The sequence below is a fragment of the Paracandidimonas lactea genome (genome assembly GCF_021653995.1).
Classification (GTDB): Bacteria; Pseudomonadota; Gammaproteobacteria; order Burkholderiales; family Burkholderiaceae_B; genus Allopusillimonas; species Allopusillimonas lactea.
The window spans coordinates 310672-329288 of the sequence record NZ_JAJJOZ010000003.1 but is presented as its reverse complement, the minus strand read 5'-3'; the positions used below and the strand labels follow the sequence as shown (position 1 = coordinate 329288).

Here is an 18617-nt window from a genome sequence, read left to right as displayed (position 1 = left end):
GGTCGGCACGATGCTCCAATCAACCAGCGCAACGGGCTTTTCATACTAAAAGCAGCCCCTGCCATTGATATGCCGCCTTTTGCGCGGCCAAGGATACTCATGTCTTTCGAAACTCTGGGCCTCTCGCCCAACTTGCTGTCCGCCATTCTGAAAACGGGCTTTACCGAGCCCACCGCCGTCCAGACACAGGCCATCCCCAAGGCTCTGGCTGGGCAGGATCTCATGGTGTCTTCGCAAACCGGCAGCGGCAAGACCGCCGCCTTTATGCTGCCCGCCTTGAACCGCATTGCCAGTATGCCGGCAAACAAGGGCACGGGTGTGCAGGTGCTGGTGCTCACCCCCACTCGTGAGCTGGCCATGCAGGTGGCCGAAGCCACGCGCCAATACGGCGCGCACATCAAAGACCTGCGCATCGCGGTCGTGGTGGGTGGCATGCCCTATGGCGCCCAGCTCAAGGCGCTGTCGCGCCGCGTGGATGTGCTGGTAGCCACGCCTGGCCGCCTGATCGATCACCTGCAGGCCAAGCGCGTCAATCTTTCCACCGTTCATACGCTGGTGCTGGATGAGGCCGACCGCATGCTTGACATGGGCTTCATCGAAGACATCGAGAACATTGTTGCCCGTACGCCGGAGAGCCGCCAGACGCTGCTGTTTTCGGCCACGCTCGATGGCACCGTGGCACGCCTTGCTGCCAATATGATGCGCGAGCCCGAGCAGATCGTGATCTCGGGCCATCGCCAGAAGCACACCAATATCACGCAAAGCCTGCTGTATGCAGACGACAATCAGCACAAAATGCGTTTGCTGGACCACCTGCTGCGCGACGTAAACCTCGAGCAAGCCATTGTTTTTACGTCCACCAAGCGTGCGGCCGACGAGTTGGCCGACAAACTGGCTGACCAAGGTTTTGCGGCCGCCGCGCTGCATGGCGATATGAACCAGCGCCAGCGCACCCGCACGCTGACCCAGGTGCAAAAAGGCCGCGTGCAGATTCTGGTTGCCACTGATGTTGCCGCGCGCGGCATTGATGTGCAAGGTATCAGCCACGCCGTCAACTACGACCTGCCCATGCAAGCCGAAGACTACGTGCACCGCATCGGCCGCACCGGCCGCGCGGGTCGCAATGGCCTGGCCTTCACGCTGGCCATGACGTCCGAGCGCCATAAGGTGCGCCGCATTGAACACTTCATTGGCCAGCCTATCCCGGCCGAGGTAATCGAAGGCCTGGAGCCCACTAAATCGGTGCGCCCCACTTATACCGAGCGCAAAGGCAAAGGCAGAGACTTCGCACCGCGTGGCGGCAAGCCAGGTTTCGGCGGCAAACCGCGCTACGAGGGCAAGCCCCGTTTCGGCGATGAATCGCGTTCCGAAGGCAAGCCGCGTTTCGACGACAAACCGCGCTTTGAAGGCAAGCCCCGCTTCGACGATAAGCCACGCTTTGAAGGCAAACCTCGCTTCGAAGATCGGCCGCACTCTGAAGGCAAGCCGCGTTTCGGCGGCAAGCCTCATTTCGAAGCCCGCGACGACTCCGGTGCGCGCAAATCTTTCGGCGACCGCAAGCCTTTTGGCAACCGCGACAATGCCGATAACCGCCGCAACCCCGAAGACCGCCCCGGCTTCGGCGAGCGCCGCAGCTTTGACGACCGTCGCGCCGGCGACGACCGCCGCAGTTATGGCGATCGCCCTGCGTTCGGCGACCGCAAGCCTAGCAGCAGCCGCCCCGCCTTCAACGGCGCCAAGCACGACAGCCGCCCCGGCTTCGCCCCCCGTGGCGACAAACCTGCTGGCCGCCCGTCGTTCAAAAAGAGCGCTAAACCCGCCCCTCGCAGCCGCAGCTACGCATAAGCGGTAGACGCTTTACCCACGCAAAAACGGGACAGGAACCACCTGTCCCGTTTTTGCGTGCGCACGCCCCCTTAGAAGTTTCCCGCTGCATCGCTGTCGCCCAGGCCCGTATGCACGACAGCGACGGGCTTAAGAACGCGAACCGAGACAAGATCCACTTCTACGCAGCAAAAGCGAACGGCTAAAATGGCCAGTATGAAACAGCTCGCCCGCAAACCTCTGCTGCTTTCCCTGATGCTCTCGCTGCCACTCTGGATCGTCTTCGACAACTTCCTGGTGGCCATCATGGCCGGCCTGCTCATCGGCTTCCTCGTATCCATGTGCCATTCGCTCTGGGTCTTGAAACAGAAACAAGATCCCGACCAGTAACGCCATCCCATACGTGCCAGCCCTTACAGGCAAGGCCTCACACGCCATACTCCAGACCTCGCCATGAACCGATCCATCCAGCAACCAGCCGGTCTGCCCGCCCCTGACCCCGACGCTCGCGCCCATTCCGACGAGGTCGCGCGCCATCTTGCGCAGGCCATAGATCAGGCCGGCGGCTTTCTGCCGTTTGACCAGTGGATGCACCTTGCCTTGTACGCACCTGGCCTTGGCTACTACGCCGCCGGCAGCGCCAAGTTCGGCAGCGATCTGCCTACAGGCGATTTCACCACCGCCCCCGAACTCACCCCCCTGTTTGGTCAAACCATCGCCCGCAGCGTCGCGCAAGTACTTCAGCTGTCGGGCAGCCAACGTGTGCTCGAGTTCGGTGCCGGCTCCGGTGCACTGGCCGCTGCCGTCATCCCCGCCCTGCGGCAGGCGGGCATCGAACCCGAATACCTTATCATCGATGTCTCCGCCGACCTGCGTGAACGTCAGCGCCAGCGCCTGGCGCCGCTCAACGCCAACGTGCGCTGGCTTGACGCCTTGCCACACGCTTTTGAAGGCTGCGTATTGGCCAATGAAGTGCTGGACGCCATGCCTGCCCGCATGTTCCAGTGGGCAGCCGACGGGAAATTGATGGAGCTCGGTGTTCAATACGCCACCAACACCAACGCTGGCGAGGCGCCCGATCCGGCCGCAGACGACGCGCCGACCGCTGCTACAGCCCCGCAAAACGCGCAAGAGAAAGCAACCGCGCCGCACTTCACATGGGCTATGCGGCCCGCTCCCGACGACCTGCGCGCGCACGTCGCCACCCGCATGCCCGTCCTGCCCGGCTACCGCTCCGAAATCAACCTACAGGCCGAAGCCTGGATCAGGCAAATGGGCCATTGGCTGCGGCGCGGCGCGGCGCTGCTGGTCGACTATGGCTTCCCGCGCAGCGAGTACTACCACCCGCAACGAGCGGAGGGCACGCTGATGTGCCACTACCGTCATCAGACCCATGCGCAGCCACTCATTTTGCCTGGCCTGCAAGACATCACCGCGCACGTCGATTTCACCGCCATGGCCGATGCCGCACTGGAAGGCGGCCTTGAGGTGCTGGGCTACTGCTCGCAGGCACGCTACCTGCTCAATGCCGGCCTGCCCGAACTGCTGCTGCCAGCGAAGAACACTGCGGCAACCGCCCCCATGGCCGCTGCCGAGCATGCCAGCACCATGAATGCCGTGCAAAAGCTGATCTCCGAAGCCGAGATGGGAGAGCTGTTCAAAGTACTTGCCATTGGGCGCGATATCGGCGGGCCGCTGACGGGCTTCCAGCGCGGAGACCGGCGCGACCGCCTGTGATCGCCCCCCACACGGCGCGGTACACTGCGGGACAGGACGGCGGTACATGATGCCCGCCCATCACCCACATCTCTTCACCACAGCATGACCAACGACCACATCGCACAAGCGGCGCAGCAACTCCTGAACGCCAGGGCGCACTCTGCCCAGATCAACGCACTCGCGCCGGCATGCCGCCCCAACACCGAAGCCGACGCCTACGCCATCCAGGACGCCGTCATCGCCCAGATCGGCCCCATCGGCGGCTGGAAAGTCGGTGCCTCAAGCCCCGACGGAGAGCCCAACTGCGCACCGCTGCCTGCCTCTGGCATCATGAAGGCGCCCGTGCGTCTGTCATCCAGCGATTTTCGGCTGCGTGGCATCGAAGCCGAAATCGCTTTCCAACTCAAAAGCGACCTGCCCGCCCGCGATAAAGCCTATTCCCTGGATGAAGTGCTGGCCGCCGTCGGCGCCGTTCACCCGGTCATTGAACTGATCGAGTCCCGCTACTCCGACCGCACTCAGGTCGACCCATACTCCGCGCTAGCCGACTCGCTCAGCCATGGCGGGTTGGTGGTCGGCGAAGGGCGCGACACCAACTTCACCATCAACCAGTTGACGCAGCATGTAGAGCTACTGTTCAACGACGAGCAGGTATTTTCCGCCATCGGCGGCAATGCGGCCGGCGACGTGCTGCGGCTGCTACCCTGGCTTGCCAACCATGCAGGCAAGCGCCAGGGCGGCCTGCGCGCAGGCCAGATCATCACCACCGGTTCATGCTCCGGCGTCCTGTTCGCTGAGCCCGGCGCCACCGTCAACGCCCGGCTGAAAGGCTTGGGCTGGGTGGAAGTCGCCTTCGTCTGACCACTGCTGGCGTTCGTACTTATGCGCACGTGCCGTTTTAGCACCCGGTCGGCGTGCGCCTGTCTTCTTGTTCAGCCGGCTGCTGTTTGTGTCAAAGATTCTAGCCGCGCCGCATGAAGCGCCGGCTTGATGCGGGCAGGGTCGCCTCCAACCGAACGCGCGATGGCACCCGCGTCGATGCCACGCACGGCTTGAAGCCGGGCACGCCATGCGTCGATATCCACCGTTACCACGCAGGCTGCGGCGGCGAGCAGATCAAGAAAGCGTTCGGGCTTGCGCAGGGCATCGCAGCGCTCCATAAGCGCCAGCCACGCCGCCGGCTCGGATGACACGCCCATTACTGGCGTATGCGCAAGGTCGTATCCCGACGCGATGCGGGAACGTGATGCGGACTCGGATGCCGCACCCATTGCTGGCGGTAACGTCTGCGCGGGCTCGTGGCCCCGCGTATTGCCACGCACTGATGCTTGCGCCGGCGTGGCGGCATCGTGTGCCGTGCCGCGCAGCGCGGTCACCACATCGGGCAGCAGCCGCGCGTAGTCGATACACTCGGACGGCGCCTTCACGTGTCGCCCGATATCTTGCGGCGACGGCGACGTACGGCACAACAGCGCAAAGCGCGCGGCCAGGCCCAGCCCCGCCTGCGCCGCGCAGGCAAGCGCGGCGCCAGCCACCTTGCGGTCGTAGGCCAGCCCAGGCAATACGCGCGCCAGCGCACCCGCATCTTCAAGCACATCGAACATCCGAGCAGGATGGCTGGTCATCAGCCCCTTGGCCACTTCTTTCCAGACCCGCTCAGGTACCAACGCATCGACTTCGCCATCGGCCACCAACCGGCGCGCCAGCGCCATGGTTTCGGGTGCTACGGAAAAGTCGTGAAAACGCGCGGCGAAGCGCGCCAGCCTCAACAGGCGTACAGGGTCTTCGACAAAAGCATGCCCGACATGGCGCAGCACGCGCACCCGCAGGTCAGCCAGGCCACCCAGTGGATCGACCAGCGTGCCATCGGGCCGGCGGGCAATCGCATTGATTGTGAGGTCGCGCCGACGCAAATCGTCTTCCAGCGTGACATCGGTGCCGGTATAAAACGTGAAGCCCTTGTAGCCGCGCCCCGATTTGCGCTCGGTGCGCGCCAATGCGTATTCTTCTTTCGTGCGCGGATGCAGAAACACCGGGAAGTCGCCACCAACGGGGATAAACCCCCGACGCGACATGTCTTCGGGCGTGGCGCCTACCACCACCCAATCGCTATCGCCCGCAGGCAGGCCCAACAAGGCATCGCGCACCGCGCCGCCAACAATATAGACCTCCAGCCCCGCGAGAACGGGATCCGCGCCCTTGGCCATCAGGGCAACGCCACCGTCCGATTAGCCTCGGGCGTCACCGTGCCCAGCCGCTGCTTGAGCGAATGAGGCCGGCCCGTGAAAAGCATGGCGTAATAGGTAGCATTGGACATAACGTTCTTCACGTACAGCCGTGTCTCGGTAAACGGGATCGTTTCGGCGAAAATCGCACCCTCCACCGGCGCCGCAAGCTTGGAGCGCCAAAGCACCGGCCGTTTGGGGCCAGCGTTGTAACCCGCCGTAGCCAGCACTTCCGAGCCATTCAGCTTGTTCAGCACCATATTCAGGTAGTTGGTGCCCAGGACGGTATTGGTTTCAAAGTCGTTGACCGACGCCGGCGTGAAATCAGCCATGCCGATCTTCTTGGCCACCCAGCGCGCCGTAGCAGGCATCAGTTGCATCAACCCCGAAGCACCCACACTGGACCGCGCATTCATGATGAACCGCGACTCCTGCCGAATCAAGCCGTAGACCCAGGCCGGGTCCAACGAGATGTCACGAGCTGTTTTCGTGACGCGACCTTCGAATGGCGCAATGAAGCGCTGCGAGAAATCGACCTCGCTGCGTGTCAACAGTGATGTATTCACGACGCGGTCATAGATGTGCTCCTGGCGGGCCACCTCGGCGGCGGCGCGCAGCTGGCGGTCGCTCATGCCGCGAATAGCGAAGTTCCATTCCGGCACGGCTTCAGGGCGCCAGCCCAAATCGAACAGCGCAATCGCTCGCCGCAAACCAGGATTGGCACGGGCCTCGGCCATCTCAGCCGCCGACACCGGCGCCGGCGCGGCTGGCAGCGACGGTGTGCGGCCCAACTCTTCACTGGCAAGCTGCCCATAGAAATCGAAAACGGGCGCAATGGCTTCGAACTTGGCGCGGGCCGCATCATGCCGGCCCTGCGCCATCATCGCTCTCCCTGCCCAGTACATCCATACCGTTTCGGAAGCCTGGCGTTCGGACATGCGTTTAATCGCCTGCTCAACACGCTTCCAGTCTATTGTTGGCTGACGCAGTTCGGCGCGCACCTCCCAGGCGTGGTTATAGTCTGACAAGGGCGCTGTGCCCGAGCGCCGGTACCACTGCGCGGCGTCCTGCTCTACTTTCAACGCCGCAACCAGGCCAAACTGGCTCCAGACCCAGCCGATATTGTCTTTGGGCAGCGCATTGCCCCATTTGCTCTGCACATACGCCGCATTCTCGGCCCGGTTATCGCCATAAGCGAGGCGCGACAGTGCCACCGTAACCAGTTCGATATCGGCCTTGCTGCTGGGCGCGGCGCGGCCGTCCAGCCATTTGCGCGGGTTCTTCATCAGCGCGGCATACTGCACCATTTCGGCCGGGCTGAACATTACGGCTGCCATGCGCTGTGCATGCGAAGCCTTGTTGGTCTCGAGAATAGTGCGCAGCTCGAACACCATTTGGTCCCAACCGACGACCTTGCTTTCCGCCATCTGGTCCATCATGGACCAGCACTGGCTGTTGGGCTTGAAAGCGTCGAGCACCGCCTGCGCCGTAACCCGTTGGCCCGCCATATGCCTGGACAGCAACAATGAGCATGTTTCGGAAGTTGTGGCGCTGGCCACGGGAGCAAGGCTGGCGGCCAGGCGGTAATCGCCCGCGCGGGTAGCGGCAACTACCCAACTGCCCTTGATGCGCTCGGCCAGATACGTACCCGCATGCCGTGCCATGAAGTCGCGAATGCGCGCGTCTGGGACAGGCTGCGTGTCGTCGGCCAATGCACGCGACAGCGACCAGTATTCGGCATAGGCGCCAAGCACGTGGTCCGCGGCCGCCACCGGCACCAGGGCGTCGAGGCGATCCCACTGCCTGGCCTGCCTGGCTGCGCGCGCATCGACGACCGCCTGGCGCGCTTCGGGCGGCACGGCAAGCGTAACCGGCCCGGCCTGGCCACCTGCTGGCGGCACGGGCACCAATGACGCCACCTGCACGATATCGGTAGCAGGAACCGCCGCTGGCGCAACAGCCTGGGACTTGGGCGCCCCTGCGTGCGCATCGCGCGCGCCGTCTGTGCTGCCGCAGCCGGCCAATGCCAGCGCAAGCACCATACAGGCGCCCGCCCGCAGCCTGACGGCCGGGGGTACGGCGGACACATCCACGGATTTCTGATACCGTTTCTTATTGGATAACATCGTGATTCATTCCCCTGACACACTCATGACCGACAGCACTGACACACAAGCAGGCCCATTGCGCATACGCCTTAAACAACGCCGGGAGGCCCAGAACCCGACGGACCGCAGCCGGGGCGCACTACTGATACGCGGCCGACTTTTTACGTGGCTGGCCACGAACCGTACGCGCCTGCGCGAGGCAGGCCTGCCCGAACCCCGCACGATTGCTGCCTTCTGGTCTATGAAAGACGAACCCGACCTGCAACCACTGTTGCAGCAATGGGTTGAGGAAGAAGGATACCGCGTATCCCTGCCCGTCGTCACGGCCGAAAGCGCACCACTAGAGTTTCGGTTGTGGACGCCCGACGCGCCGATGCGCCTAGGCGCCTATGGTATCCAGGAACCAGCCGGCGAGCTCGCGCCGCCGCCAGACATCGTGCTGGTGCCCACCCTGGGGTATACACGCCAGGGTGACCGCGTCGGCTACGGCAAAGGTTACTACGACCGCACCCTGGCCGCCCTGAAGGCATCCGGCCAGCGCTTCGTCACCATCGGCATTGCCTGGGCCACGGGCGACCTGTCGGCCGACACCTACCAGCCCGCCCCGCATGACGTCCGGCTGGACGCCATCCTGACCGACAAGGGCTGGGCCAAGCCTGCGCCCGTACTGGGCTGAAGCACCCGGCCTGCGCGGCAGCCGCAACAGGCACCAAGCACCAAGCCACACCGAACGGCCATGCCGCGCATCCGCGGCCCTGTCGCTCAGTTCAGCCGCAAGTGCTGGCAGATGGCCAGCGTGGCCTCGGCGCTGTTGAGCGTATAAAAATGCAGACCCGGCGCGCCGCCATCCAGCAATTGCTGGCACATGCGCGTGATGAAGTCTACGCCGAAGGCCTTGATGGAGGCTTTGTCGTCGCCAAAATCAATGAGGCGCTGACGCACCCAACGCGGGATTTCGGCGCCGCACATGGTAGAAAACCGCGCCAACTGGGTGTGGTTGGTAATGGGCATGATGCCTGGCACGATAGGCACCGTTACACCTTTGGCCCGCGCCCTGTCCACAAAATCGAAGTACGCGTCGGCATTGAAGAAATACTGGGTGATGGCACTGTTGGCCCCGGCATTCACCTTGTGCACGAAATGCGCGAGATCAGCCTGCCCGCTAGCTGCCTGCGGATGGGTTTCGGGGTAGGCAGCCACTTCGATATGAAACCAATCGCCGCTGTGCTGGCGGATAAAGGCAACCAGCTCGCTCGCATAGTGCAGCTCGCCGGCATCCCCCCCCATACCCGACGGCAGATCGCCGCGCAAGGCGACCAGGCGCCGCACCCCATGCTGGCGATAGGCGTCCAGGATTTCGCCGAGTACGGCGCGTGTGGCACCGATGCACGACAGATGGGGTGCCGCATCACAACCCAGGTTTTGCATCATGCGCACTGTGTCAGCCGTGCCAGAGCGGGTAGACCCGCCGGCCCCAAACGTCACGCTTACGTACTCAGGCCGCACAGCCAGCAATTGCTTGGCTGAACGCACCAGTTTTTCCTGGGCCGCAATATCGCGCGGTGGAAAAAACTCCAGGCTGACCGTCTGTTTGCTACTCATCCTGAGAAACTCCGCACCCCGCGCAGCAGGGTGTTCAAATAATCAAGTCGTCAGCAGGCGCGAAAGCACGCCCGAGACGACGCTATAGATAAAGGCGCCCAGCAAGGCCCACCAGAAACCATTTACCTGGAACCCCTTGAGCACCGACCCCGCAAACCAGAACACCAGCGCGTTGAGCACCAGCAGGAACAGGCCCAGCGTGACAATGGTGATGGGTAGGGTGAGCAGTATCAGCACCGGCTTGACCAGCGTGTTCAGCAGGCCCAGCACCAGCGCCGCGATGAGTGCCGAGCCGAATGAGGCAACCGTGATGCCGGGCAACAGATACGCCACGATCAACAGGGCGACGGCGTTCAGGATCCAGACGAGTATCAGTTCCATAATGAAGCTCCTTCAAAACCCCGCGACGCGGGAAACAGGTTGCAGTCGGCTCGCTGCTTCGGCTGTTCGCCGACGGCACCCCACCCATGATCGGGCGGCGGGGCCGTGCGGCGCCCGAAACACCATTAATAACGGTAATGATCGGGCTTGTAGGGGCCTTGCACAGGCACGCTGATGTAATCGGCCTGCTCTGCGCTCAGCTCGGTGAGGTGCACGCCGAGTTTCTTCAGATGCAGGCGCGCGACCTTTTCATCAAGATGCTTCGGCAAGACGTATACCTGGCCCTTTTCGTAGGCCTCGCCACGTGTGAAAAGCTCGATCTGCGCGATGGTCTGGTTGGTGAACGAGGCCGACATCACGAAAGAAGGATGCCCGGTGGCGCAGCCAAGGTTCACCAAGCGGCCTTTGGCCAGCAGAATGATGCGCTTGCCATCGGGGAAGATCACATGGTCGACCTGCGGCTTGATCTCTTCCCACTTCAGGTCCTCAATGGACGCAACATCGATTTCATTGTCGAAGTGGCCGATGTTGCACAGGATCGCCTGGTCTTTCATGCGGCTCATGTGATCGCGGGTGATCACATGGTAGTTGCCTGTGGCAGTAACAAAGATATCGGCCTTATCGGCCGCCTCTTCGAGCGTGACCACGCGGTAACCTTCCATGGACGCCTGCAGCGCGCAGATGGGGTCGATTTCGGTGACCCATACCTGGGCGCGCAACGCCGCCAGCGCTTGGGCGCAGCCCTTGCCTACATCGCCAAAGCCGCACACCACAGCGATCTTGCCAGCCACCATGACGTCGGTGGCGCGCTTGATGCCGTCGACCAGCGACTCGCGGCAACCGTACAGATTGTCGAATTTGGATTTGGTGACCGAGTCGTTGACGTTGATGGCAGGGAAGGCCAACTCGCCCTTGCGCGACATCTGATAAAGGCGATGCACACCAGTGGTGGTTTCTTCAGTCACGCCCTGCACGGCCGCGAGGCGAGTGGAATACCACTTGGCGTCACGCGCCAGCGTACTCTTGATGGCCGCGAACAGCACGCGTTCTTCTTCGCTGGCGGGGTTGGCAAGCACGGAAGCATCGGCTTCGGCGCGCGCGCCCAGGTGCAGTAGCAGCGTGGCGTCGCCGCCGTCATCAAGGATCATGTTGGCGTGTTCGCCGTTGGGCCATTCGAAGATCTGGTGCGTGTACTGCCAGTAGTCTTCAAGTGTTTCACCCTTGATGGCGAACACCGGCGTGCCACTGGCCGCAATGGCGGCGGCGGCGTGATCCTGCGTGGAAAAGATATTGCACGAAGCCCAGCGCACGTCGGCGCCCAGCGCTTTCAGGGTTTCGATCAGCACCGCCGTCTGGATCGTCATGTGCAGGCTGCCGGCGATACGAGCGCCCTTGAGCGGCTGGGCCGCGGCGTATTCGTCGCGCGTGGCCATCAGGCCCGGCATTTCGGTTTCGGCAATGGCGATCTCGCGGCGGCCCCAGCCTGCCAGAGCAATATCGGCGATTTTGTAGTCGGAGAATGTGGCGTCAGCAACAGTATTCATGGCGTAGTTTTCCATAAACCTGTACTGGCCGGTTGCGCGTCACGTATGCCATGTGCTCATCCTTGCCCGTACAGGGTAACGATGAGCGCCGTTCGAAACGGTTTTACCTGAGCCTAGCGGGTGGCGGAGCATGCTTGCTGCCGAAGCCACGCCGTTGCAGCGCCCCTCAGGATGCACAGGCTAGCGCACTGTGCGTAGTCGAAGAATTGTAGCGTAAAGCCGAAACAGCCGCAGAGCGCAACATTGCAACGCCACGTTATGCAACCAAGCCCTCGCCCGGTCACCAAAAGGCCTGTTTGCGGTTACTTCTTGAGCTTGCGTCGCGGATAGCCCTGGACAGTAATGCGGGCCCAGATCTCGCGTTTTTCGGCCTCGTCGAGAAACACCCAGTTGGCCACTTCCATCGCCGTACGGCCGCAGCCGCGGCAGATGTCGTCGTACAGGGTTGAACATACCGCTACACAAGGCGAATCAGTCACCGACAGGCTGCGGGCCTCGTCGTGGGCGCGGCTGGCAGAAGCCTCCATGACACCACCCAAGGCACCACCGCCGCCCGTTCCACTCAGGGCGGAAGACGAACGGTGCACCTCTGTGATTTTCATGAATGGCTCCAGAATGCGCGGCGAAAAACAACCGCGCGCAAAAACAATGACGGGCAACCGGCCTGGGCCGGTGGAACAACACCACACAACATGATGCTACACCAACCGCATTGCCCCGCCCTGACGAAGGCTGTGTAATGGCAGGCGGGCTGCCAAGGCACCAGGCGTGGCGCGCGGTGGCCGCCGCAGGCGGTCACCGGCATTCAAGCGATCAGGCCGCCTGGCGCAGTGCCTGGATCTTGTCGGTGGCTTCCCAGCTGAACTCGGGCTCCGAACGGCCAAAGTGCCCGTAGGCCGCCGTCTTGCTGTAGATGGGGCGCAGCAGATCCAGCATATTGATAATGCCCTTCGGACGCAGGTCGAAGGTTTCGCGCACCAGGCGAGCAATCTGCTCGTCGGGGATGATGCCGGTGCCTTCGGTGTAGACCGTAATGTTGATAGGTTCGGCCACGCCGATGGCGTAGCTGACCTGCACCTGGCATTGGCGCGCCAGGCCGGCCGCCACCACATTCTTGGCCACATAGCGGGCAGCGTAGGCCGCCGAGCGATCGACCTTGGAAGGATCTTTGCCCGAAAACGCGCCGCCGCCATGCGGGCACGCGCCGCCGTAGGTGTCGACAATAATCTTGCGCCCCGTGAGGCCGCAATCGCCTTGCGGGCCGCCGATGACGAACACGCCAGTGGGATTGACCAGGAAGCGCGTCTTGGGCGTGATCAAGCCTTCGGCAAAGCTGGGCTTGATGATCTCTTCGATCACGGCTTCGCGGATATCGGCCTGCGAAACGTCGGGGGCGTGCTGGGTAGACAGCACCACCGTGTCGACCTCGGCGGGCCGGCCATTGAGATAGCGGAATGTGACTTGCGACTTGGCGTCGGGGCGCAGCCAAGGGAGACGACCGTCTTTGCGCAGCTCGCTCTGGCGCTGCACCAGGCGGTGCGCGTACCAGATGGGCGCGGGCATCAGATCGGGGGTTTCGTCGCAGGCATAGCCGAACATCAGACCTTGGTCGCCAGCGCCTTGGTTAAGCGCGTCTTCGCTGGTACGGTCTACACCTTGCGCGATGTCGGGCGACTGCTTGTCGTAGGCCACCAATACGCCGCAGCCTTTATAGTCGATGCCGTATTCGGTGTTGTCGTACCCAATGCGCTTGATGGTATCGCGCGCAACCTGGATATAGTCGACATTGGCGGTGGTGGTGATTTCACCAGCCAGCACGACCAGCCCGGTGTTGCACAATGTTTCAGCTGCAACACGCGCGTTCGGGTCTTGCGTGAAAATGGCGTCGAGAACGGCGTCGGAGATTTGATCGGCGACCTTGTCGGGGTGGCCTTCGGAGACGGATTCGGAGGTAAAGAGAAAATCGTTGTTAGTTGCCACGGCGGTAACGTCCTATGGTGCGCCGGCCCCTTGTGGAAGCGCGGCATGAGGTTGAACGAAACGCGTTGCACCTCGGACATCTGCGTAGCAGTTGGATCAGGCGCGACGCTTTAGCGGTATTTATGCCTCCCGGCTTACGCCGGGCGCCATCGCCCCGCAAGTTGTCGGTTAACTCGGCGATGAAAAGTATTTTAAGCGAAAATACCGGCGGGCATAAAATTCATGCACCGGCACCAGGGTCTGCCGGCGCAATATTGCCTTGCTGTCTTCTTCTTTTTACCGGCCCTACGCCCGCCCCGTTGCGTGGCCCCCACACTGCCAATGACGCCCAAAAACAAGGTTTTTCTGCTGCGCAAGCTTTTCCACTATCTCGGCAACTGCTCCACGCCCACCCGGTTGCGCTGGGGCCGCGCGCTGGGCTGGCTGGCGCCGCGCCTGCTGAAGTCCAGGCGCCATATCGTGCGCACCAATCTTGCCCTGTGCTTTCCCGAACTGGGCGAGCAAGCGCGCGAAGCGCTGGTTCAACGGCATTTTCATTTGCTTGCGCAATCGGTGGTTGACCGCGGCCTGTGCTGGTTCGGCACCACTGAAAGAATCCGTGCCCAAATGGAGCTGCGAGGTTTCGAGCACATGCAGCGACTGATGGCGGCCAAACAGCGCATCCTGCTGCTTGCACCCCACTTCATCGGCCTTGATGCGGCCGCCACCCGCATGACGATGGACGTGCCCGAGTCGGCCACCATCTATACCCGGCAAAGCGATGAGGCGGTCGATGATATCGTCCGCGAAGGCCGTGCACGTTTCAACGCTGTGCACCTGATCAGCCGCAAGGAAGGCGTGCGCGGCATGATCCGCCACCTGCGCAACGGCCTGCCAGTTTACTACCTGCCCGACATGGACTTCGGCCCTAAAGGCGCGGTGTTTGCGCCATTCTTTGGCGTGCCCGCCGCCACGCTGCCAACCACTGCACAGATCGCCCAGTCGTACGATGCCACTGTGCTGCCCGTAGTCAGCCACCTGGACCTGGAGACTGGCCGCTATGTCATCGAGGTCAAGCCGCCGCTTGAAGACTTCCCTGGCGAGGACACCATTGAAGCGGCCACCGCGCGCGTGAACCGCCTGATTGAAGACTGGGTGCGGGCCGATCCCGCCCAGTATTACTGGGTGCACCGGCGCTTCAAGACCAGGCCCGAGGGCGCGCCCGGCGTCTATTGAGCGCACAGACCCGCACGCCACACCCGCCGGGCCATCGCGCATGCCCACGCACCACCATGCCCGCCGCGGCAGTCAACCGCAACCGTCAGCCCCAACAAATACCGACACACGCAAATGCGGCCGAATAAGCTGGGCGCAGCCTTTCCATGTCGCCGCCCGGCTACGGACAAATCCATTGCAATGCACGATAATGGAAAAATGACTTGGAACTTCGTGAAAATGCATGGCGCCGGCAATGATTTCATCATGCTGGATGGCGTGCGGCAAAACATCGACATGACGCCCGAGCGCGCCCGCGCGCTGGCGGATCGCCATTTTGGCATCGGCGCCGACCAAATCCTGTTGGTCGAGGCCCCGCTGCACCCAGAGGCTGATTTCCGCTATCGCATTTTCAACGCCGACGGTAGCGAGGTCGAACATTGCGGCAACGGCGCGCGCTGCTTCGTCCGTTTCGTGCACGACCAGGGCCTCTCGCGCCGCAACCCGCTGCGCGCCGAAATCAGCACTGGTCTGCTCACCCTGCAAAGCGCCGCCAACGGCGAAGTCGTGGTCGATATGGGCCAGACGCGTTTCGCGCCGGCCGACCTCGCCTTTGATGCCGAGGGCCTGGCCAGCGAAACCGATGGCGAAGACACCGTATGGATCCTCCCGCTGCCGGGCCTGGGCGAAGCCCGCCTGTCGTTGGTAGCCATTTCCAACCCCCACGCTGTGCAGGTGGTCGACGACATCCACGCTGCGCCGGTCGGCAAGGTGGGGCCGCTGATCGAATCACACCCACGCTTTGCACGCCGGGTAAACGCCGGGTTCATGCAGGTAACGGGCCGTCACGACATCGCCCTGCGCGTCTACGAGCGCGGCGCCGGCGAAACCCTGGCATGCGGCACTGGAGCCTGCGCGGCCGTCGTGGCCGGCATCAGGCGCGGCCTGCTCGACAGCCCGGTGCGCGTACAAACGCGCGGCGGCCAACTTACCATCGAATGGGACGGTGCCAACCTGCGCATGAGCGGGCCAACCGCGGTGGTATTTGCCGGCGAGGTCGATCCCGATGCGCTGGTCCGCCAGGCCCGCGAGCGTGACGCCCTGCAGGCTTGATCTCAGCCACCACGCCAGGGCGCCCCTCCCCACGCAACTGACAGGATACACACCCCATGAGCGAAGATAACTTTTCCGCCCACAATATTGCCCTGTTCTTACAGGAAAACCCCAGCTTCTTCCGCGATCACGCCGATATTTTCTCCGAGCTTCGTGTACCGCATCCAAACGAAACCCGCGCCATCTCGCTGGGCGAGCGCCAGATCATGATGCTGCGCGCTCGCACCAAAGACCTGGAATGGAAGCTTTCTGGCCTGATGCAGCACGCCACAGGCAATGAGCGCATCAGCGGCACCCTGACCGACTGGTGCTGCCGCCTGCTGGCCGAAGACGCACGCCAGCAACTGCCCGGCCTCATCCTGCGCAGCCTGAGCGATATGTTCGACCTGCCCGCTGTGGCCCTGCGGCTCTGGAACCTGCCCGGCCTCGAAAATCACGAGTTCACCGAAGACGTCACAGACACCATCCGCGACTACGCCCGCAGTCTCGAAAAGCCGTATTGCGGCCCTATCGCTGGCCACGAAGCAGCTGGCTGGCTGGCTGCGCCCGCAAGCTCGATCGCCATTGTCCCGCTGCGCGCCACGCCGCAGGACTCCCCGGTAGGCCTGTTGGTGCTCGGCTCGCCAGACCCGGAGCACTTTTCGGCGGACATGGGCACCGTGTTCCTGGAGACCATAGGCCGGCTCGCCTGCGCAAGCCTTTCGCGGCTGGGCCAGCCAGGCACACCCGACGCAGCTTGAGGCCGGCGCCATGCACGCGTTGCCGGCGGCCATGGAACAGTGGCTGGCCTATCTGAAGGAAAACCGCCGCTATTCGCCGCATACGCTGGGCGGCTACCGGCAAGACTTGCACCATCTCACTGCAAACCACCCTGGCGCGGCGCTCGAAACACTGACAGAAGCACATATACGGCAAACAGTGGCACGGCTCCATGCCGGCGGCCACAAGCCGCGCAGCCTGGCGCGCGCGCTGGCAGCCTGGCGAGGGTTTTACCAGTGGTGGGCGCCGCAGGCGGGCATGAAAGCCAACCCGGTAAAAGGCGTGCGCGCCCCCAAGATACCGCGCGGCCTACCCAAGGCACTATCGGTGGAACAAGCGCAGGTATTGCTTGATCGCCCGGGCCAGCCGTTGGCGGACGACCCCATCGCACGGCGCGACCAAGCCATGTTCGAGGTCTTGTATTCAAGTGGGCTGCGGGTGGCGGAACTCGTCAGCCTCGACCGCCAACCCGTGCGCCGCGCCGGCTACGAATCGCTAAGCTGGATCCTGCTGGAAGAACGCGAAGCGGTGGTGCTGGGCAAAGGCGGCAAGACGCGCAGCGTGCCGCTGGGAGGCAAAGCCATTGTTGCCATCGAACGCTGGCTGGAAGTACGGCACCAGTTTCTGCGCGGCTACGAAGACACCGATACCGACGCTGCGTTGTTCCTGGGCGCACGAGGCAAGCGCATTAACCCGCGCGTGGTGCAGGCCCAGCTCGAGAAAATGGCCATCAAGGCGGGGTTGCCCGTGCATGTGCACCCCCATAGCCTGCGCCACAGCTTTGCCAGCCATATGCTGCAGTCGGCGCAAGACCTGCGCGCCGTGCAGGAGCTACTGGGCCACGCCAATATTTCGACCACGCAAATCTATACCCGGCTGGATTTCCAGCACCTGGCCCAGGCCTATGACCAGGCGCACCCGCGCGCCAAGAAGCGGTGAAGCGTATAAGCGCCCCAGGCTGTTCACACAGCCTGCATGATGGCAGGCCAGTGCGCCACGGCCGTGTGGCGCCGGCTCCCGCCGCGCCCCAGCCTATTTATGGTCGGGCTTAAGCACCCGGATCAGGCGGCCGGCATTCCAGCTGAACATACCCAGATAGGTGCCAGCAGGCTGACCCTCTGGTGCCAATGCGTCGGAGTACAGCGTACCGCCCACCACCGCGCCGGTTTCACGGGCGATCTGGCGCACGAGCTTGGGATTGGTAACGTTTTCGACAAAGATGCCTGCCGCCCCTTGCTTGCGCGCGAAATCGGTGACACGGGCAACATCCCTCGCGGATGGGTCGGCCTCACCCGAAACACCCACTAACGAAATGAAGCGAATGCCGTAGGCATCACCGAAGTAGCCAAAGGCATCGTGCGAGGCGATGACCGTGCGACGCGACGCGGGAATATCCGACAGCACACTCTTGATCTCGGTGTCGAGCTTCTGCATTTTTTCGATATAGATCGTGGCGCGGTTGCGGAAATAGCTTGCGTGCGCGGGATCGGCCTGCGACAGCCCATCGGCGATATTGCGCACGTACTGAATGCCGTTGGTGAGATCTTGCCACGCGTGAGGATCTATATCACCGACAGCATGGTCGTGGTGATCGTGCCCATGGCCCTTATCGTGCTCATCGTCTTTGTCATGCTCATGGCCCTTGTCATGCTCATGACCCTTGTCGTGCGCATGCGCCTTGTCGTGCGCATGGCTGTCGCCAGCTTGCGCCGCTGCGCCCGGCGCATTGTCATGACCACCATGGTTGTCGCCGAACGCAATGAAATCGTCGGCGGTCAGGCGACGCACCTTTACATCTTTGGAGGCCAGCAACTGCATGCCCTGGAACCCCGAGGCTTTGAGCAGGCGCGGCAGCCACCCTTCGAAATCCAGCCCATTGAAGACCAACACTTTGGCATTGGCCAGCGCCTTTACGTCCTTGGGCGTAGGTTCGAAGGCGTGCGCATCACCATTGGGCCCGACGATTGTCGTGACGTCGACATAATCGCCACCGACTTCGCGCACCATATCGCCCAGAATGGAAAATGTTGCAACAACCGGCATGCGCTGCCCCGCCTGCGGACCGGCTGCCCAGACTGTGCCGCTCAGGGACAGCACAACCGCACCCAGCGTAGCCAGGACATGGCGTCGGCGCACCAACGTGGTCGAAAGGTGTGTGAGGTTCATTG

At 63.0% G+C, this 18617-nt stretch carries 17 protein-coding genes and 1 riboswitch; of the genes, 9 read left to right on the top strand and 8 right to left on the bottom strand.

Translation table 11 applies throughout. The features are described from left to right. Nucleotides 1–99: 99 nt before the first annotated feature. The 4 genes from LOL23_RS08375 to LOL23_RS08360 all read left to right on the top strand — a co-directional run bounded on the left by LOL23_RS08375 (nucleotide 100) and on the right by LOL23_RS08360 (nucleotide 4404). The gene (locus tag LOL23_RS08375; protein WP_237173464.1) at nucleotides 100–1845 is read left to right on the top strand and encodes a DEAD/DEAH box helicase; all 1746 of its coding nucleotides are present in this window, start codon (nucleotides 100–102) and stop codon (nucleotides 1843–1845) included. Between the two features lie 186 nt (nucleotides 1846–2031). Beyond that, nucleotides 2032–2214, top strand: a complete 183-nt coding sequence (locus LOL23_RS08370; protein ID WP_202411763.1) for a hypothetical protein — start codon at nucleotides 2032–2034, stop codon at nucleotides 2212–2214. A 63-nt stretch (nucleotides 2215–2277) separates the two neighbouring features. Then, nucleotides 2278–3561: a class I SAM-dependent methyltransferase gene (locus LOL23_RS08365; RefSeq protein WP_237173463.1), complete on the top strand. Its 1284-nt coding sequence runs from the start codon at nucleotides 2278–2280 to the stop codon at nucleotides 3559–3561. Between the two features lie 84 nt (nucleotides 3562–3645). Next, a complete protein-coding gene (locus tag LOL23_RS08360; RefSeq protein WP_237173462.1) occupies nucleotides 3646–4404 on the top strand; it encodes a 2-keto-4-pentenoate hydratase in 759 nt (252 codons plus the stop codon). Between the two features lie 71 nt (nucleotides 4405–4475). Here LOL23_RS08360 and LOL23_RS08355 read toward each other — a convergent pair whose 3' ends face one another. Together LOL23_RS08355 and LOL23_RS08350 are read right to left on the bottom strand one after the other, a co-directional pair. Then, nucleotides 4476–5750, bottom strand: coding sequence for a tRNA nucleotidyltransferase/poly(A) polymerase-related protein (locus tag LOL23_RS08355; protein WP_160980352.1), 1275 nt, complete (start codon nucleotides 5748–5750; stop codon nucleotides 4476–4478). Continuing rightward, the gene (locus tag LOL23_RS08350) at nucleotides 5750–7894 is read right to left on the bottom strand and encodes a lytic transglycosylase domain-containing protein (RefSeq protein ID WP_439652076.1); all 2145 of its coding nucleotides are present in this window, start codon (nucleotides 7892–7894) and stop codon (nucleotides 5750–5752) included. Before LOL23_RS08350 ends, LOL23_RS08355 begins: the two co-directional genes overlap by 1 nt. Before the next feature lie 25 nt (nucleotides 7895–7919). Between LOL23_RS08350 and LOL23_RS08345 the strand changes: the two genes are divergently transcribed. Beyond that, nucleotides 7920–8552 (top strand): 5-formyltetrahydrofolate cyclo-ligase, encoded by a 633-nt coding sequence (locus LOL23_RS08345; protein ID WP_160980651.1) that lies wholly within the window; start codon nucleotides 7920–7922, stop codon nucleotides 8550–8552. A gap of 86 nt (nucleotides 8553–8638) precedes the next feature. On the opposite strand, the gene metF is transcribed toward LOL23_RS08345, so the two are convergent. From metF to metK, 5 genes are all read right to left on the bottom strand, one after another. Then, nucleotides 8639–9478 (bottom strand): methylenetetrahydrofolate reductase [NAD(P)H], encoded by an 840-nt coding sequence (metF, locus tag LOL23_RS08340; RefSeq protein ID WP_160980348.1) that lies wholly within the window; start codon nucleotides 9476–9478, stop codon nucleotides 8639–8641. Nucleotides 9479–9520: 42 nt separating this feature from the next. After that, entirely contained in the window at nucleotides 9521–9859 is a 339-nt protein-coding gene (locus LOL23_RS08335) for a phage holin family protein (RefSeq protein WP_160980338.1), read from the bottom strand. A gap of 125 nt (nucleotides 9860–9984) precedes the next feature. Further along, on the bottom strand, nucleotides 9985–11403 hold the full coding sequence (gene ahcY / locus LOL23_RS08330; protein ID WP_160980336.1) for an adenosylhomocysteinase: 1419 nt from the start codon (nucleotides 11401–11403) through the stop codon (nucleotides 9985–9987). 76 nt (nucleotides 11404–11479) lie between these two features. Beyond that, a riboswitch (S-adenosyl-L-homocysteine riboswitch) is annotated at nucleotides 11480–11577 on the bottom strand. 128 nt (nucleotides 11578–11705) lie between these two features. Continuing rightward, nucleotides 11706–11930, bottom strand: coding sequence for a DUF1289 domain-containing protein (locus tag LOL23_RS08325; RefSeq protein ID WP_160980649.1), 225 nt, complete (start codon nucleotides 11928–11930; stop codon nucleotides 11706–11708). 286 nt (nucleotides 11931–12216) lie between these two features. Next, entirely contained in the window at nucleotides 12217–13383 is a 1167-nt protein-coding gene (gene metK, locus LOL23_RS08320) for a methionine adenosyltransferase (RefSeq protein WP_160980334.1), read from the bottom strand. Between the two features lie 321 nt (nucleotides 13384–13704). Here metK and LOL23_RS08315 point away from each other — a divergent pair, with 321 nt between their 5' ends. The 4 genes from LOL23_RS08315 to xerC all read left to right on the top strand — a co-directional run bounded on the left by LOL23_RS08315 (nucleotide 13705) and on the right by xerC (nucleotide 17388). Further along, nucleotides 13705–14598, top strand: coding sequence for a lysophospholipid acyltransferase family protein (locus tag LOL23_RS08315; RefSeq protein ID WP_160980332.1), 894 nt, complete (start codon nucleotides 13705–13707; stop codon nucleotides 14596–14598). 180 nt (nucleotides 14599–14778) lie between these two features. Further along, nucleotides 14779–15690 carry a diaminopimelate epimerase gene (gene dapF / locus LOL23_RS08310; protein WP_160980330.1) on the top strand — a complete coding sequence of 304 codons (912 nt, stop codon included), beginning with the start codon at nucleotides 14779–14781 and terminating at the stop codon, nucleotides 15688–15690. A 56-nt stretch (nucleotides 15691–15746) separates the two neighbouring features. Next, nucleotides 15747–16430 (top strand): DUF484 family protein, encoded by a 684-nt coding sequence (locus LOL23_RS08305; RefSeq protein WP_160980328.1) that lies wholly within the window; start codon nucleotides 15747–15749, stop codon nucleotides 16428–16430. A gap of 10 nt (nucleotides 16431–16440) precedes the next feature. Beyond that, a complete protein-coding gene (gene xerC / locus LOL23_RS08300) occupies nucleotides 16441–17388 on the top strand; it encodes a tyrosine recombinase XerC (protein ID WP_160980326.1) in 948 nt (315 codons plus the stop codon). 93 nt (nucleotides 17389–17481) lie between these two features. Here xerC and LOL23_RS08295 read toward each other — a convergent pair whose 3' ends face one another. After that, nucleotides 17482–18615, bottom strand: coding sequence for a metal ABC transporter solute-binding protein, Zn/Mn family (locus tag LOL23_RS08295; protein ID WP_237173460.1), 1134 nt, complete (start codon nucleotides 18613–18615; stop codon nucleotides 17482–17484). Nucleotides 18616–18617 lie beyond the last annotated feature (2 nt).